The following is a 15,549-nucleotide window of genomic DNA, read 5'->3' as shown; positions in this document are numbered from 1 at the left end:
GCGTTCATGGGTTCCGGGCTCGCCGCTCCGCGACGCCCCGGAATGACGACCACATTCGACTGCGCGTGCCGCCGTGTTACGGCTGTCACGAATCTCGATCCTTATCCGGCAATCATCGGAGACTGAGGCATGGCTGAAGCGGTTCTGGGCATCATCGGCGGCTCCGGCATCTACGACCTGCCGGGCCTGACCGATCTGCGCGAGGAGCGGATCGAGAGTCCCTGGGGCGAGCCGTCCGACGTGCTCCGGATCGGGCGGATGGGGCAGACGAAGATCGTCTTCCTGCCGCGCCATGGCCGCGGCCATTCGATCCCCCCCTCGGAGATCAACTACCGCGCCAATATCGACGTGCTGAAGCGGGCAGGGGTGACCGACCTCGTCTCGCTCTCGGCCTGTGGCTCCTATAAGGCCGAGCTCTATCCCGGCCTGTTCGTGCTGGTCGACCAGTTCGTCGACCGTACCGCCGGCCGCGCCAGCTCCTTCTTCGGCAAGGGCTGCGTCGCCCATGTCTCGGTGGCGCATCCGGTCGGCCCGGCCCTGCAGGAGCGGATCGCGGCGGCGGCAACGGTCGAGGATCTGCCCTTCGTCAAGGGCGGCACGCTCGTCACCATGGAAGGCCCGCAATTCTCGACCCTGGCGGAATCGCTGACTTACAAGGGCCTTGGCTACGACCTGATCGGCATGACCGCGATGCCGGAGGCCAAGCTCGCCCGCGAGGCCGAGATCACCTACGCCACCGTCGCGATGGTGACCGACTATGATTGCTGGCACGAGGAGCACGGCGCGGTCGATGTCGCCTCCGTGATCGCGGTGCTGCACGCCAATGCCGACAAGGCACGCCGGCTGGTGGCGCGGCTCGCCGCCGATTTCCCGCGCGAGCGCGAGGACTGCCCGGCCGGCTCGCACAATGCGCTGGACTTCGCCGTCGTCACCGCGCCGGAACACCGCGACCCCAAGCTCCTGGCCAAGCTCGACGCGGTGGCAGGGCGGGTGCTGAAGGCGCAGGGCTGACGCCGGCGAATCCGTCATTGCGAGCGCAGCGAAGCAATCCAGGGGCGGCAGCGCTCTGTGTCCCCCCTGGATTGCTTCGTCGCTCCGCTCCTCGCAATGACGGAAAGGGCGCGGTCATGGGTTTCGAGCTCGGCGCGTTGCGCCGCCCCGGAATGACGCCGAGGAGATTTCATCACTGCGGGATTGGTTCTAAGAGAGACCGCCCCAGCCAACGGACGTTTTGTCATGGACCGCAGCGCGCTCGACGATCTGAAGAATGCGATCCGGACGATCCCCGATTATCCGGCGCCGGGAATCCAGTTCCGCGACATCACCACGCTGCTCGGCGATGCTCGTGCCTTCCGTCGTGCCGTGGATGAATTGGTGCAGCCTTTCGCCGGGCTGAAGATCGCCAAGATCGCCGGCATCGAGGCGCGCGGCTTCATCCTCGGCGGCGCCGTGGCGCATCAGCTCTCGGCCGGCTTCGTGCCGGTGCGCAAGAAGGGCAAGCTGCCGCATGAGACGGTCGGCATGCCCTATTCGCTCGAATATGGCGACGACGAGATCGAGGTGCACAAGGATGCGGTCTCGCGCGGCGAGCGCGTCCTCCTGGTCGACGACCTCGTCGCGACCGGCGGCACAGCGGAAGCGGCGGTGAAGTTGCTCTCCTCGCTCGGGGCCGAGGTCGTCGCGGCCTGCTTCATCATCGACCTGCCGGACCTCGGCGGCGCCGACAAGATCAGGCGGCTCGGCGTGCCGGTGCGTACGCTGGTCTCCTTTGCGGGGCATTGAGGCCATGAAGATCCACGGACGGCACTACCGCACCATCTGGCTCGACGAAGACGGCTGGGGTGTCCGTGTCATCGACCAGACGCGGCTGCCCTTCCATTTCGAGACGGTGCGGCTGTCGACCGCCGAAGAAGCGGCGCATGCGATCCGCCATATGACCGTGCGCGGCGCCCCGCTGATCGGTGCGACCGCCGCCTATGGCGTCGCGCTGGCGCTGCGGGTCGATGCCTCCGATGCGGCGCTGGAGCAGGCGCTTGCCCTGCTTGGCGCGACGCGGCCGACGGCGGTCAACCTGCACTGGGCGCTGGCAAGGATGCGCAGGCGCCTGCTCGACCTGCCGCAAGCCGGACGGGTCGCCGCGGCCTATGCCGAGGCGGGCGCGATCTGCGACGAGGATGTCGCGCTCTGCCATGCCATCGGCGAGCACGGGCTCAAGGTGATCCGCGAGATCGCGGCAAAGAAGCTAGCGGGCGAGCCGGTCCATATCCTGACCCATTGCAATGCCGGCTGGCTCGCCACCGTCGACTGGGGCACGGCGCTGGCGCCGATCTATCTGGCGCATGACGCCGGCATTCCCGTCCATGTCTGGGTCGACGAGACGCGGCCGCGCAACCAGGGCGCGGCGCTGACCGCCTATGAGCTCGGCAGCCATGGCGTGCCGCATGCGGTGATCGTCGACAATGCCGGCGGGCATCTGATGCAGCATGGCCAGGTCGACATGGTGATCGTCGGCACCGACCGGACGACTGCGACCGGCGACGTCGCCAACAAGATCGGCACCTATCTCAAGGCGCTGGCGGCCAGGGACAACGGCGTGCCGTTCTATGTGGCGCTGCCCTCGCCGACGATCGACTGGACGCTCAACGGCGGGCTAAAGGACATCCCGATCGAGGAGCGCAGCCAGCGCGAGGTCACGCATCTCTTCGGCCAGAGCGAGGATGGCAGCACCGGCTTCTTCCAGGTTGCGGCGCCCGGCAGCCCGGCCTGCAACCCGGCCTTCGACGTCACGCCGGCGAGGCTCGTCACCGGGCTGATCACCGAGCGCGGTATCGCGCCGGCGAGCCTCGAGGGGCTGGCGAGCCTCTTTCCCGAGATGACCAGTGGTGTGGCGGCATGAGCGAGCAGACATTGCGCGAGGAGATCGTCTCGGTCGCGCAGGCGATCGACAAGGCCGGCTTCTGCCCGTCGAAATCCGGCAATGTCTCGGCCCGCTTCGGCGACGGGTTCCTGATCACGCCGTCGGGGCTGCCCTATGCGCGGACGAAGCCGGAGGACCTGATCTATCTCGCCCTCGACGGAACCGTCCTGAGCGGCAGCCGCAAGCCATCCTCGGAATGGCCGTTCCATGTCGCGATCTACAAGGCGCGGCCGGATGCGCAGGCGATCGTCCACACGCATTCGCCGCGCGCCACGGCACTGTCCTGCGCACGGCGCGGCATCCCGGCCTTTCACTACATGATCGCGCTCTGCGGCGGCTCTGATGTGCGCTGCGCCGACTATGCCACCTTCGGCTCGCCGGAGCTGGCGGAGAATGCGGTCAGGGCGCTGGTCGGACGCAAGGCGGTGCTGCTCGCCAATCATGGCGTGATCGCACTCGGTGCGACGCTTGCGGGGGCGCATACCATCGTCGCCGAGGTCGAGAATCTCGCCGGCGAGTATCTCGACCTGCTGGCCGCCGGCCTTGAGCCGGTGATTCTCGACGAGGCCGAGATGGAACGCGTCTCGGCGAAATTCGCAGGATACGGGAAGGTCGGCTGATCCTGGTGACTGGCCGAGAGAGCACCGGCATTTCTGCACTCGTTTTCGGCCGGTTGACTCTGAGGAACCGATCTCATCGGTTGTTAACGGCTCTCCTCTATTGAGAGCCGGATGAAGCTCTCGCGCTATCTGCTCGACTCGCTTGACGCCCTCGGTATCGGCGTTTGCGAATACGATGGCGAGATGCGGGCCCTCTGCTGGAACCAGACCTTCCTGCAGATCTTCCCCGAGGACGTCGGCGAGATCTATGTCGGCGAGCCCTATGCCGACAATCTCGAGCGGTTCTATCGGCTTCGCCTCTCGCCCGAGGAGATGCCGGAGATCGCCCGGCATGTCGCCGAAGGCGTGACGCGCCACGAGAACCAGACGCAGCCCTTCGAATTCATCCACAACGGCCGCAAGCTGCGCGCTTCCTCGCTGCGGGCCCCGGATGGCGGCCGCGTGCGGCTTTGGCAGACGCTCGATGTCGAGACTCCGTCCGAGGCAGCCCCAGAATTGGTGTTGCCGGTCATGGACGCGCTGCGTTTCATCCCCGACGGCGCCACGATCCTCGACGCGAAGCAGCGGGTGATCGCCGCCAACAACGCATTCCGGCGGCTTTACGACCTGCCCAGCGGCACCTCTGTGGTCGGCCGCACCCTGGACGAGATCATCGCCTGGTGCTGGCGCGGCGCCTCGCCCATGGGCGCCTGGCGCGCGGCGATCAGCAACGGGCTGCGCTATGACGGCGTGCCTTTCGAGATCGAATTGCCGGGCCAGCGCTGGCTCCGACTGATCGCGCGGCATAGCAAGGGCGGTGTCAGCTTCTTCACCCATGCCGACATCACCATCGCCAAGCGCCAGCAGATGGAGCTGCTGGAAGCGCAGGAGGCGCTGCGCCGGGCCAATGCGGCGTTGGCGGAGCTGGCGGAGACCGATGGCCTGACCGGCCTCGCCAATCGCCGCCGCTTCGTCACGCGGCTCGCCGATGCCGCCGCGCGGCCGGAGCCGCTGGCGCTGATGATGATCGACGTCGACCACTTCAAGACGATCAACGACCGCTTTGGCCATCTCGTCGGGGACGCCTGCCTCAAGGCGATCGCCGAGGTCATCGCGGCCCAGGTCACATCGGCCTCGGCGCTGGTGGCACGGATCGGCGGCGAGGAATTCGGCGTCCTCCTCGGCGATACCGCCCTCGACGCCGCCCATGATGCCGCGGCCATGATCCGCCGTGCCTTGCGGCGCGTGCCGTGGCGTCTGCTGCATGACGAGCTGACGGGCGTGACCGTCTCGATCGGCCTGTGCGCGGGGAAGGGGCCGCTGGACGGCACCAGCCTCCATGCGAATGCCGACGAGGCGCTCTACGCCGCCAAGCGCAATGGCCGCGACCGCATCGAGCTGGCGAGCCTGCCGGCGGCAGCGGTTTCCCGGCGCATTGCCGGATAGAGCGGCGCAAGCCAAGCTGCGCGATCCGCGGAGGCTTGGAGCCGCCTATGATCCTGGTCACGGGAGCCACCGGGCATGTGGGCGGTGCGGTCGTTCGCAGGTTGGCGGCGGCCGGACACGATGTGGTCGCGATGGTTCGGGACCCTCGAACCGCTGCGGAACAGCTGCCGCCTGGAATCGCGCTGCGCGTTGCCGACTACGATGATGTCTCCGCCCTGAGACGCGCCTTCGCTGGCATCGATGACATCATCCTCATATCGAGCGACGGCGACGCGGATACGGTCATGCGCCACCATGCCAATGCCATCGAGGCAGCTGCGACGGCTGGCGCGAGGCATATCATTTTCACCAGCATCATCGATGTCGATGACCGCTCGCCATTCTACTTCGCGCCTGTCTATCGCGATGCGGAGCGCCGCCTTGCGGCTTGCGGCGTGCCGACGACCATCCTCCGATGCGGCCTGTATTGCGAGTTCATCCTCGACCACTGGCTTTCTGCCAGCCAGGTGTCGGGAGAACTGGCGCTGCCCGCAGGGGATGGCCGCGTCGCACCTATCTCACGCGATGACGTCGCGGCGGCGATCGCGGTGGTCGCAGCCAGCCCGGACAAATCTCCCGGTATCCGCACGCTCACGGGAAGCCCGGCACTGGATTTCGGCGAGATGGCGGCCTGCTATGGCGAAACGATAGCGAGGCAGGTCAGCTACCGTCCCTGCACCATGGACGAATACCGAGCCTTGGCATCGGAGCAGCTCGACGATCCCTGGCCTGCTGCTTTCTCCACTCTGTGCGCGTCGATCGCCGAGGGCCGCTACAGCCGGGTCTCCGACGACTTTGTCGCCCTTACGGGCCGCGCGCCGGAGAGCTTCCGGGATTTCCTGCGCCGCGCGGCGTACGTGACGACGGCATGAGCTGCCTCTTCGCCTCCGGCTGATGAATTCGGCAAAAGGCCTCAGGCCGGCTTGCGTTCGAGGAAGACGCAGCCCTCAAAGCTCAGCACCGTCTCGCCCTTCTGATTGACGCCGGTGTTGTGGTGGAAGAACAGGCCCCACTCCGGACGCGAGAAGCTCGGGCGCTTGTCGGCCACGGTGGAGTGATAGGTGATGCGGTCCCCCGCATAGACCGGTTTCAGCCAGCGCAGGTTCTTGAAGCCGGGCGAGGGGCCGAGCCGCGGCGCTGCAGCCGGCGCAAGCATGGCCTCCTGCCGACGGCGGTGGCTGACCATCGCTGCCATCCAGCCCGCAGCGGTATGCCAGCCTGAGGCGCAGAGGTTGCCAAAGGAGCTCTTGCGCGCTGCCTCCTCGTCCATGTGGAAGGGCTGCGGGTCGAAGGAGCGGGCGAAGGCGACGATCTCCTGCGGCGTGAAGACGAGGCTGCCGAGCTCGTTGCTGTCGCCGATCACGAGCTCATCGAAATAGCGCGGAGGGGCAGTCGGCTTCGCGGGCGGTTCGACGCTGGTCGTCAGCTGCGGCGGTTCGTAGCTGGCGGAGTGCGCCAGCCAGTCGCCGCGCGCCGCCTCGAATCCGGAGCCGCGGCGGCCGAACATCACCCAGTTGACCTGCTCGACAACCGGTTCGCCGCGCTGGTTGAGGAGCTCGAAGCGGAACTTCACCAGCCCCATCTCCGGCCGGGAGCGCGATTCCTTGGTCTCGGCGATGGTCCAGCGCAGGCGCAGCGTGTCGCCGGGCTTGACCGGCCGCAGCCACTTGACCTCCTCGACGCCGGGCGAGCCCATCGAGGTCGTGTCGAGGAAGAAAGCTTCGGCAGCCAGCCGCATCAGCAGGGCGCAGCTATGCCAGCCTGAGCCGATCAGCGAGCCGACGAAGCTCGCCTTGGCCTTTTCGGGGTCGATGTGGAAGTCCTGCGCGTCGAAACGGCGAGCAAAGGCGAGGATGTCGTCCTGCGAGACGGGGAGCGAGCCGTACTCGTTGACCGAGCCCAGGACGAAGTCCTCGAAGTAGAGCATCGTTAGTCCATCTCACTGATCAGGCCCGCATTCTGCTTGCGTGCACACTCGCGAGCGAGCTGAAAACACGCAAACTCCGAATGCTCACCAGGCATGGCGCCGGAGCGGCTTTCGCTCCGGCGTCAGAGGCTCAGTTGGCGAAGCGGAAATGCAGCACGTCGCCGTCGGCGACGACGTATTCCTTGCCTTCGAGCCGGAACTTGCCGGCCTCGCGCGCGCCGCTCTCGCCCTTGTTGGCGACGTAGTCGTCATAGGCGATGGTCTCGGCGCGGATATAGCCCTTCTCGAAATCGGTATGGATCACGCCAGCGGCCTGCGGCCCCTTGGTGCCCTTCTCGATCGTCCAGGCGCGGGCCTCCTTCGGACCGACGGTGAAATAGGTGACGAGGTTGAGCAGGGCGTAGCCGGCGCGGATCACCCGGTTGAGGCCGGGCTCGTCGAGGCCGACGGCTTCGAGATAGTCCTTCTGGTCGCCGGCTGGCAGAACCGCGATCTCGCTCTCGATCTTGGCGGAGACGACGACGGCGACCGCGCCTTCCTCGGCGGCGCGCGCCTTGACCTGCTCGGAGAAGCCGTTGCCCTTGTCGGCGCTGGCTTCCTCGACATTGCAGACATAGAGCACGGGCTTGGAGGAGAGCAGGCCGAGCATCTCGAAGGCGCGGCGTTCCTCGGGCGCAACCTGGACGAGGCGGGCCGGCTTGCCCTCGCGCAGCAGAACGAGGCAGCGGTTCATCAGGTCGGCGGCTTCCTTGGCCTCCTTGTCGCCGGACTTGGCCTTCTTCTCCAGCGGCAGGACGCGCTTCTCGAGGCTTTCGAGGTCGGCGAGCATCAGCTCGGTCTCGATCGTCTCGATGTCGGCGATCGGAGCGATCTTGCCCTCGACATGGGTGATGTCGCTGTCCTCGAAGCAGCGCACGACATGGGCGATGGCGTCGCACTCGCGGATATTGGCGAGGAACTGGTTGCCGAGGCCCTCGCCCTTGGAGGCGCCGCGGACGAGGCCGGCGATATCGACGAAGGTCAGCCGGGTCGGGATGATCTCCTTCGAGCCGGCGATGGCGGCGAGCGCCTCGAGCCGCTCGTCCGGCACCGCGACGTCGCCGACATTCGGCTCGATCGTGCAGAACGGATAGTTCGCCGCCTGCGCCGCCGCGGTCTGCGTCAGCGCGTTGAAGAGGGTCGACTTGCCGACATTCGGCAGGCCGACGATACCACATTTGAAGCCCATGCTGGCTGATCCGTTGCGTTGCCGCCGCGAAAAGGGCGGTGACGAGATGATGATGTGAATGCTCCCGGCCTTATTGGCGCCCGAGCGCCAAAAGACAAGATGGCGCAAGGCTCGCCTCCACCCGCCGCATGCATGACCAGGGCGGTGTCCGGATCCGCCGGCGCGAGGAGGAGAGCTTCTTCCTCAGGGGAAGGTTATGAATCTTCAAGCATGCCCTCTTGCTCGCAGCACGCAAGAGGGCGCTTGGCGCTCGATTTGTACAGCCGTTCACATCCGTCTGGAGCCCGGCCGAAATTATGATTGGTCGGGGGAAAATGTAACGCTAGGTTGTATGGCTTCCGAATTCTTAAGATATTTCAGAGATAGCCATGCTTACCCTAGGTCGTGCCGCCTCGGCTGGTGCCAAGGCGGCTGTTCTGGCGACGTCGAGCCTGTTTGGGTTCGCCGCTACGCCCGGTTTCGGGCAGACGGCGTGGCAAGGCGCCACATCGGACTGGTACACGCCGGGCAACTGGTCGACCGGGGCCCTTCCCACAGGGGCCACTGCGGTCGTCATCGGATCCGGATCCCTGATCGCTCCGATCATCACCGCGCCCGGTGCTGCGACGAAGACACTTCGCATCGGCGCCACTGGGGCCGGCCAGTCGCTGACGGTGGCGGCCGGAGGGGTGATCACCACGACCGATTACGTGACCATCGGCAACCTCGCCGGCGAGACCGGGGCGGTGCATGTCGATCGCGGCACGTGGAACGGCACCTATCTCGACCTTGGCTATAGAGGCAGCGGCACGTTCACCGTTTCGAACGGTGCGAGCGTGAGTTTCAACCAGTTCGTCCGCAGCGGCGTCTTCACCACCGGTTCCGGCGGCATCACCGTCACGGGAGCCGGAACGTCCTGGTACAACGGCAACGGCCACGTCGTCGGCGACCAGGGGCGGGGTTCGTACCAGATACTCGCAGGAGCCAAGGCCAGCGACCGCGCTGTGACCTTCGGCTACAATGCGACAGCGTCAGGGACCGGCACCGTCGACGCGTCGAACTGGGACATCTGGGGCGCGCTGATGATCGGCCAATCGGGCCGCGGCGATGTCACCGTTTCCAATGGCAGCACGGTAAAGGTCGGCAACAATGTCTACCTGGGATGGATCGCCGGGGGACAGGGGTCCCTCACCCTCCAGGGCGCCGGCACGACGCTGACGAGCACCGGTTTCACGGTTATCGGCATGAACGGCAAAGGCAGCGTGGTCGTCGCTGACGGTGCCACGTTCACCACCAAGCAGGGGATCCTGGCGTACGAGGCCGGATCGCGCGGCGAGCTGCGCGTGACCGGCGCGAACTCGCAGTGGCTCGGCACCGTCTATGTGATGGTCGGGAATCTCGGCACCGGCGAGCTCACGGTCGACAATGGCGGCAAGGTGAGTGCGGACAATGGCTCGGGGATGCTGGTCATTGCCAATAAGGCCGGCTCGACCGGCACTGTGAATATCGGGGCGGCATCGGGCCAGCAGGCCCAGGCGGCAGGCTACCTGAACGTATCGGAGATCCGGTTCGGCCGCGGAACCGGACGGCTCGTCTTCAACCACACCGAGACGAACTACGTCGTCGACGCCGACATCACCGGGAATGGCACGATCGTCCACGAAAGCGGGACGACGACACTGCGCGGCGACAAGACCACCTTCACCGGGTCGATGGAGGTGACCGGTGGCGTCCTCGTTGCCGAGGGATCGCTGGCTACCTTCTCCAGCGTGACGGTCGGAGAGCAAGGGACGATCGGTGGCACCGGGCAACTGCCATCGACGACGGTGCTGGGCACGATCTCTCCCGGCAACTCGCCGGGCACGCTGACGATCAACGGCAACCTGACGATGGGCGCGAAGTCGACCTATCAGGCGGAGATCCAGGGAACCGTCTCGGACCGCATCAACGTGAGCGGCACCGCGAGCCTGGCGGGAACGCTGAAGTTGACCTGGCTGTCGGGAACCTATGCCTTCGGTACGTCATATACCCTGCTCTCGGCCCAGGGCGGCCTTGGTGGAAGCCGTTTCGGCACGGTGGATTCGTCGTCCGCCTTCGGAGCGGGCATCGCCATCGACGTCACCTACACTGCGAGTGACTTGCTGATCTCCTTGTCTCCCAAGTCGCTGGCCGGCCTGGTGGCTGCGCCGTCCAACGCCCATGCGGTCGCCAGCGGGCTCGATCGGGCGGTTGCGGGTGGCGCGGACGTGTCTGCATTGTTCGCTCTCTACAATCTGCCGGCGGCGTCGATTCCCGCTGCGGTGAACCAGCTTTCGGGCGAGGTTCATGCGGCGGCGCCGGCGATGGCGTTCTCGGCCGCCGACCAGTTCCTGCGGGCCATGCTCGACCCGTTCGCGGCGGGGCGCGGAGCAGGCGGGCAGCCGGCGGGGGCAGCTGCATTCTCCGCGCTGACGCCGAAGGGGGCGCTTGCAACCGACGTCTTCCAGCCGCTGCAAGCGTCACGCTACTCGGTCTGGGGCGCGGCGTTCGGCGGATCCGGGCGTGCCGACGGCTCTGCCCGAATCGGCTCGGCCCGGCGCGATCTCGACGATGCGCATCTGGCAGTCGGTGCCGACCTGCGGATCACCCCCGGCACGATCGTAGGTTTTGCGCTCTCGGGCGGCAGCGCCAAGGCATCTTTGGCAGGCGGCCTCGGCAAGGCCGAGGCTGATGTCTTCCAGGCCGGGCTCTACGGCGCGACGCGGTTGGGGCCGCTCAACCTCGCTGCGGCACTCGGCTATGGCGTGCTCGACACCGAGGTGAAGCGCAGCGTGCCGCTGCTCGGCAGCGCCTTGTCCTCCTCCTACACCACCACCGCCTGGAGCGGCCGCCTTCAGGCCAGCGCAGCGCTCGCCAGCTGGGGCGACTTCAGCCTGTCACCCTTGGCGGCGCTGCAGGTCATGCAGGCCTCCAGCCCGGCCCGCGTCGAGGCGAGCTGGACCGGCGCCAATGCCATTGCGCTCGCTTTGGCCAAGCGCACCGACCTCACCTCGCGCAGCGAGCTCGGCCTTCAACTGGATTATGCCAGTGCGCTGGGCGGCCGGACGCTGGCCGGCTATCTGCGCGCGTCCTGGGCTCACTACTACCAGCGCGATGCCAGCCTGAGCGCTTCGCTCACCGGGCTGGCGGGCTCCGGCTTCGTGATCGAAGGCGCACGGGCGCCACGCAATAGCGCATTGCTGGCGGCGGGGCTCGATTTCAAGCTCAGCCCGTCGGTGACGATCGGCGCTCACATCGACGGCGAGATGTCCGACAGCGCCCGGCGTATCGGCGGACAGGCGCGGCTGAAGGTCAGCTTCTGAGAGAACGGCTGTATCACGCGAACGTGCATGGCGGCGCCTCTGCCGAGCGCGCACGAGTGGGGCGCAATCGAAAAGACCGGTTACCGGAGCTGCTCCATGCGCCTTGCCTCGCTTGCCTTCATCGGCCTCGTCACGCTCTTCGCCGCCGGGGTGCAGGCGCAGACGCCGCAGACCCGCATACGCGGCACGGTCGAGCGCCTCGACGGGCAGTCGCTGACGGTCAAGACGTCGGACGGTATCACGACGACAATCGCGCTCGTGCCGAGCTATTCGGTCGGCGCCGTGGTCAAGGCCTCGATGGCCGACATTAAGAAGGGCAGCTTCATCGGCGTCGGCGCCCGCCCGCAGGCTGGGGGCGGATTGACGGCCGTGCAGGTCTTCATCTTTCCCGAGGCGATGCGCGGCACGGGCGAGGGGCACAGGCCCTGGGCGGTGCTGCCGGATTCGACAATGACCAATGCGACGGTGGCCGAGACGGTCTCGCGCGTCGACGGCAGCAGCGTCACGCTGACCTATCCGGGCGGCGAGCAGACGATCGCGATCACGCCCGAAGCCAACATCATCATGGCCGCGCCGGCACAGGCCGCCGATCTCGTCGCCGGCGCACAGGTGGCGCTGACCGCGAGCCGGCAGGCCGATGGCAGCCTGTCGAGCAACCGGGTGACGATCGCCCGGGCCGGCGCCCAGCTGCCTCTCTGAAGAGAGTCCTATTCGGCCTTCTCGCCGAGGCGCTTCACCGCGCCGTGGCCGCGCGCGTCCATGAACAGGTGGACCTTGTTCTGGAAGCCGGCATCGTCATGGGCGGCGAGCAGCGCGGCATTGTCGGCGCAGGCCGTGCAGAGGTCCTCGACCCAGGGCTCCTCGGCCTTGCCGAAATCGTTGAGCACATAGGCATGGACCAGCGCCTTGTCGCCGGGGTGGCCGATGCCCATCCGGACTCGGCGATAATCGTTGCCGATCGCGGCGGTGGTCGAGCGCAGGCCGTTATGGCCGGCATTGCCGCCGCCGAGCTTCACGCGCAGCTTTGCGGGGGCCAGGTCGAGCTCGTCATGGAAGACGATGACGTCGGCCGGAGCGACCTTGAAGAAGCGCGCGGCCTCGCCGATCGCGCGGCCGGATTCGTTCATATAGGTCTGCGGCAGCAGCAGAAGGGCCTTCTCGCCGCCGATCGTCGCCTCGCAGGCATAGCCCTGGAACCGGGCGCGCCAGGGCGAGGCATTGCAGGCGCGGGCGATCGCCGCCACCGCCATGAAGCCGATATTGTGGCGGTTGCGGGCATAGCGTTGGCCGGGATTGCCGAGGCCGGCGAAGATCAGCATCGTTCGGAATCCGTGCTGCTGTCGTCAAAAGCAAAACGGCCGGGCATGCCCGGCCGTCCGTTGGTTTCGTCAAGCTGACGAAGGACCGGCTCAGGCCTTGGGGGCCTCGGCCTCGGCCGCAGCCGGGGCTTCCGCCTCGACGGTCGGCGGCACGATGGTGACGAGCGTCGGGTTGTCGCGCGCCGTCAGCGTCACGCCGGCCGGCAGCTTGATCGCGTCGGCATGCAGGGTGTCACCGACCGCAAGGCCCGCGACCGAAACCTCGACGAACTCGGGGATGCTCTCGGGAGCGACTTCGATCTCGAGCGAGTGCTCGACGATCTGCAGGGCGCCGCCGCTCTTCAGGCCCGGCGACTGGTCCTGGCCGATGACGTGCACGGGAACCTCGACCTTGATGGTCTGGCCGGCGGCGACGCGCAGGAAGTCGACATGGATCGGGAAGTCCTTGACCGGGTCGAGCTGGTAGTCGCGCGGAATGGCGCGCGTCTTCTTGCCCTCGACGTCGATCTCGAACAGCGTGGTCAGGAAGTGACCAGCATAGATCATCTGGCGGGTCTTGTTGGCATCGAGCGCGATGGCGACAGGCGCTTCGCCCGCACCATAGATCACGGCGGGAGTGAGGCCCTGGCGACGAACTTCCCGGGCGGCCCCCTTGCCGACCTGGGCGCGCGCCGAAGCCTGAATCTGCTTCACGGCGGTCATGTGTCTGATCCTTAGTTCTTCAAAAGACATGGCCGCCTGCCGGCGGCCATTGCGGTTCGCGCCCCTGCCTCCAAGGGTGTCAGTGGGACGCTGGCAGGCTCATAGGCGAAACCGGCGACAATCTCAAGTCCGCAGCCGGATTTCAGGCTGCGGTGGCGGCCGGGCGCGACAGGGAACTTGAAACCCCGCGGCTGAAACTGCCGACGAAGGCGGGGACCGCCTCTGCCGGCATCGGCCGCGAAAAGTGATAGCCCTGGCCGAGACCGCAGCCCAATCCGGCCAGGCGCCGGGCCTGGCCGTCGTTCTCGATGCCCTCGGCCACGATCCGCATGCCGAGCCGGGTGGCGATGGCGATCAGCGCCTCGACGATCGCGCCGTTCCGGGTTCCGCCCTCGATGCCGGCGACGAAGGATTTGTCGATCTTGATCGTGTCGACCGGGAAATCGAGCAGATGGGTGAGCGAGGCGAAGCCGGTGCCGAAATCGTCGAGCGCGACCAGGATGCCGCGCTCACGCAGGCCCGCCATGGTTCGGGCGACGCCGTCGCGGCGCCCGCCCATGATCACCTGCTCGGTGATCTCGACGACGAGGTGATCGAGCGGCACCTGCGCCCGCTCGAAGGCCCGGACGATACGCTGGACGAGATCGCCTTTTTGGAAGTCGGCGGAGGTGACGTTGAGCCCGACATAGGGGATCGGCAGGCCTTCGCGCCGCCATTGCGCCATGTCTGCGGCGATCGCCGCCAGCATCTGGTTGGAGATGCGATAGGCGAGCTTGGGGTCGAGCAGGGCGTCCTGGAATTCGCCGGCGGCCACCACGCGCCCGTCGTCGAGACGCAGGCGTGCCAGCGCTTCCATGCCCCGGATCTCGCCGCTCTCGAGCCGGATGATCGGCTGGTAGTAGGGGATCAGCTGGCCGCCGCTCAAAGCGTCGTCGACGGCGCGGATCGTCTGGATGCGGCGGGTCATCGAGGTCCGCAGGCCGCTTTTGAAGCGGACATAGCCGCCGCGCCGGGTCTCCTTGGCGTGGTAGAGCGCAAAATCGGCGTTCTGGCGCAGGGTGACGCTGTCAGCGCCGTCTTCCCCGGCAATGGCGCCGCCGATGGTGACGCTGGGGACGATGCTGGTCCCCTCGCAATCGATGGGTGTCTGCATTGCGGCGAGGATGGCGCTGGCGACGCCGCGCAACTGCCCGGCCTTGTCGCAGCCGGGCACCAGGACGGCGAATTCGTCGCCGCCGACCCTGAAAGCAGTCCCGTCCGGCGCCACCGTGGCCAGTCGCGCGCCGACCGCCTCGATCAGCCGGTCGCCGACCGGGTGGCCCATGGTGTCGTTGACCGCCTTGAGATGGTCGATGTCGATCAGGATGAGGCCGAAGCGCGACGAGGCCCGGCGCGTCGCCTGGCCGATCGCCTCGTTGAAGCGGGCCCGGTTCGGCAGGCCGGTCAGCGTGTCGAAATAGGCGAGGCGGTGATTGCGGGCATTCACCTCCTCGTGCTCGATCGCGATGGCGCAGAGATGCACGCAGGTCTCGACGATCCGGCGCTCGAACAGCGCCGGCCCGCGCGGCTCGCGGTAATAGAAGGCGAAGCTGCCGACGACGCGGCCGTCGCGCGCCGCGATCGGGCTCGACCAGCAGGCGCGAAGGCCGAGCGGCAGCACGAGCTCGCGATAGCCCTCCCAATGCGGGTCGCTGGCGATATCGGTCACCTCGACCGGGCTCTTGCGGTAGATCGCCGTGCCGCAGGAGCCGACGCGCGGGCCGATCGGCGTGCCGTCGACCGCTTCGCCATAGGCGCGCGGCAGGCTCGGCGCCGCGAGCGGCCGTAGCCGGAAATCATCGTCGATGGTGACGACCGAGCAGACCACTCCGGGAGCGAGCGCCTCGACCCGCTCGCAGAGCGCCGTCATGATCGCGGCCAGTTCCTCACCGCGCGCGATCGATTCCAGGATGGCGTTTTGCAGGGATTGCAGGCGCTCGACGGAATCGGGACGGCGCATAGGGGCTCTCGGCGGAACGGGAGGCGCGATCATGCCGCAGGGGCATGAAATCG

At 67.3% G+C, this 15,549-nt stretch carries 13 protein-coding genes; 8 read left to right on the top strand and 5 right to left on the bottom strand.

The window, feature by feature from the left end; all coding sequences use genetic code 11:
• Nucleotides 1-129: 129 nt before the first annotated feature.
• The 6 genes from AC3WLC_RS26840 to AC3WLC_RS26815 all read left to right on the top strand — a co-directional run bounded on the left by AC3WLC_RS26840 (nucleotide 130) and on the right by AC3WLC_RS26815 (nucleotide 5,873).
• On the top strand, nucleotides 130-1,011 hold the full coding sequence (locus AC3WLC_RS26840) for an S-methyl-5'-thioadenosine phosphorylase (protein ID WP_493686947.1): 882 nt from the start codon (nucleotides 130-132) through the stop codon (nucleotides 1,009-1,011).
• 225 nt (nucleotides 1,012-1,236) lie between these two features.
• Nucleotides 1,237-1,782 (top strand): adenine phosphoribosyltransferase, encoded by a 546-nt coding sequence (locus AC3WLC_RS26835; RefSeq protein ID WP_493686946.1) that lies wholly within the window; start codon nucleotides 1,237-1,239, stop codon nucleotides 1,780-1,782.
• A gap of 4 nt (nucleotides 1,783-1,786) precedes the next feature.
• Entirely contained in the window at nucleotides 1,787-2,896 is a 1,110-nt protein-coding gene (gene mtnA, locus AC3WLC_RS26830; RefSeq protein WP_493686945.1) for an S-methyl-5-thioribose-1-phosphate isomerase, read from the top strand.
• Complete coding sequence (locus AC3WLC_RS26825) at nucleotides 2,893-3,537, top strand: class II aldolase/adducin family protein (RefSeq protein WP_493686944.1); 645 nt, start codon at nucleotides 2,893-2,895, stop codon at nucleotides 3,535-3,537. The genes mtnA and AC3WLC_RS26825 overlap by 4 nt, the downstream gene beginning before the upstream one ends.
• A gap of 111 nt (nucleotides 3,538-3,648) precedes the next feature.
• On the top strand, nucleotides 3,649-4,962 hold the full coding sequence (locus AC3WLC_RS26820; RefSeq protein WP_493686943.1) for a GGDEF domain-containing protein: 1,314 nt from the start codon (nucleotides 3,649-3,651) through the stop codon (nucleotides 4,960-4,962).
• A 47-nt stretch (nucleotides 4,963-5,009) separates the two neighbouring features.
• Complete coding sequence (locus AC3WLC_RS26815) at nucleotides 5,010-5,873, top strand: NAD(P)H-binding protein (RefSeq protein ID WP_493686942.1); 864 nt, start codon at nucleotides 5,010-5,012, stop codon at nucleotides 5,871-5,873.
• Between the two features lie 41 nt (nucleotides 5,874-5,914).
• Here the strand turns inward: AC3WLC_RS26815 and AC3WLC_RS26810 are convergent, their stop codons facing one another.
• Entirely contained in the window at nucleotides 5,915-6,928 is a 1,014-nt protein-coding gene (locus AC3WLC_RS26810; protein ID WP_493686941.1) for a MaoC family dehydratase, read from the bottom strand.
• A gap of 130 nt (nucleotides 6,929-7,058) precedes the next feature.
• A complete protein-coding gene (ychF, locus tag AC3WLC_RS26805) occupies nucleotides 7,059-8,156 on the bottom strand; it encodes a redox-regulated ATPase YchF (protein ID WP_493686940.1) in 1,098 nt (365 codons plus the stop codon).
• A gap of 368 nt (nucleotides 8,157-8,524) precedes the next feature.
• On the opposite strand from ychF, the gene AC3WLC_RS26800 reads away from it, so the two are divergent.
• Together AC3WLC_RS26800 and AC3WLC_RS26795 are read left to right on the top strand one after the other, a co-directional pair.
• Nucleotides 8,525-11,476: an autotransporter outer membrane beta-barrel domain-containing protein gene (locus tag AC3WLC_RS26800; RefSeq protein ID WP_493686939.1), complete on the top strand. Its 2,952-nt coding sequence runs from the start codon at nucleotides 8,525-8,527 to the stop codon at nucleotides 11,474-11,476.
• 96 nt (nucleotides 11,477-11,572) lie between these two features.
• Nucleotides 11,573-12,175: a hypothetical protein gene (locus tag AC3WLC_RS26795; protein ID WP_493686938.1), complete on the top strand. Its 603-nt coding sequence runs from the start codon at nucleotides 11,573-11,575 to the stop codon at nucleotides 12,173-12,175.
• Between the two features lie 8 nt (nucleotides 12,176-12,183).
• Here the strand turns inward: AC3WLC_RS26795 and pth are convergent, their stop codons facing one another.
• The 3 genes from pth to AC3WLC_RS26780 form a co-directional block, all read right to left on the bottom strand.
• The gene (gene pth, locus AC3WLC_RS26790; RefSeq protein ID WP_493686937.1) at nucleotides 12,184-12,795 is read right to left on the bottom strand and encodes an aminoacyl-tRNA hydrolase; all 612 of its coding nucleotides are present in this window, start codon (nucleotides 12,793-12,795) and stop codon (nucleotides 12,184-12,186) included.
• A 90-nt stretch (nucleotides 12,796-12,885) separates the two neighbouring features.
• Nucleotides 12,886-13,497, bottom strand: coding sequence for a 50S ribosomal protein L25/general stress protein Ctc (locus tag AC3WLC_RS26785; RefSeq protein ID WP_493686936.1), 612 nt, complete (start codon nucleotides 13,495-13,497; stop codon nucleotides 12,886-12,888).
• Nucleotides 13,498-13,639: 142 nt separating this feature from the next.
• A complete protein-coding gene (locus AC3WLC_RS26780; RefSeq protein WP_493686935.1) occupies nucleotides 13,640-15,496 on the bottom strand; it encodes a putative bifunctional diguanylate cyclase/phosphodiesterase in 1,857 nt (618 codons plus the stop codon).
• Nucleotides 15,497-15,549: the final 53 nt, after the last annotated feature.

The organism is Allobosea sp. GW821-FHT03A12, assembly GCF_058986765.1.
This window is presented reverse-complemented; position numbering and strand designations above follow the sequence as displayed.

Excerpts from the sequence above, each read along its gene's own strand:
- AC3WLC_RS26840 (WP_493686947.1), top strand. The coding sequence starts at position 130 with ATGGCTGAAGCGGTTCTGGGCATCATCGGCGGCTCCGGCATCTACGAC.
- AC3WLC_RS26835 (WP_493686946.1), top strand. The coding sequence starts at position 1,237 with ATGGACCGCAGCGCGCTCGACGATCTGAAGAATGCGATCCGGACGATC.
- mtnA (WP_493686945.1), top strand. The coding sequence starts at position 1,787 with ATGAAGATCCACGGACGGCACTACCGCACCATCTGGCTCGACGAAGAC.
- AC3WLC_RS26825 (WP_493686944.1), top strand. The coding sequence starts at position 2,893 with ATGAGCGAGCAGACATTGCGCGAGGAGATCGTCTCGGTCGCGCAGGCG.
- AC3WLC_RS26820 (WP_493686943.1), top strand. The coding sequence starts at position 3,649 with ATGAAGCTCTCGCGCTATCTGCTCGACTCGCTTGACGCCCTCGGTATC.
- AC3WLC_RS26815 (WP_493686942.1), top strand. The coding sequence starts at position 5,010 with ATGATCCTGGTCACGGGAGCCACCGGGCATGTGGGCGGTGCGGTCGTT.
- AC3WLC_RS26810 (WP_493686941.1), bottom strand. The coding sequence starts at position 6,928 with ATGCTCTACTTCGAGGACTTCGTCCTGGGCTCGGTCAACGAGTACGGC.
- ychF (WP_493686940.1), bottom strand. The coding sequence starts at position 8,156 with ATGGGCTTCAAATGTGGTATCGTCGGCCTGCCGAATGTCGGCAAGTCG.
- AC3WLC_RS26800 (WP_493686939.1), top strand. The coding sequence starts at position 8,525 with ATGCTTACCCTAGGTCGTGCCGCCTCGGCTGGTGCCAAGGCGGCTGTT.
- AC3WLC_RS26795 (WP_493686938.1), top strand. The coding sequence starts at position 11,573 with ATGCGCCTTGCCTCGCTTGCCTTCATCGGCCTCGTCACGCTCTTCGCC.
- pth (WP_493686937.1), bottom strand. The coding sequence starts at position 12,795 with ATGCTGATCTTCGCCGGCCTCGGCAATCCCGGCCAACGCTATGCCCGC.
- AC3WLC_RS26785 (WP_493686936.1), bottom strand. The coding sequence starts at position 13,497 with ATGACCGCCGTGAAGCAGATTCAGGCTTCGGCGCGCGCCCAGGTCGGC.
- AC3WLC_RS26780 (WP_493686935.1), bottom strand. The coding sequence starts at position 15,496 with ATGCGCCGTCCCGATTCCGTCGAGCGCCTGCAATCCCTGCAAAACGCC.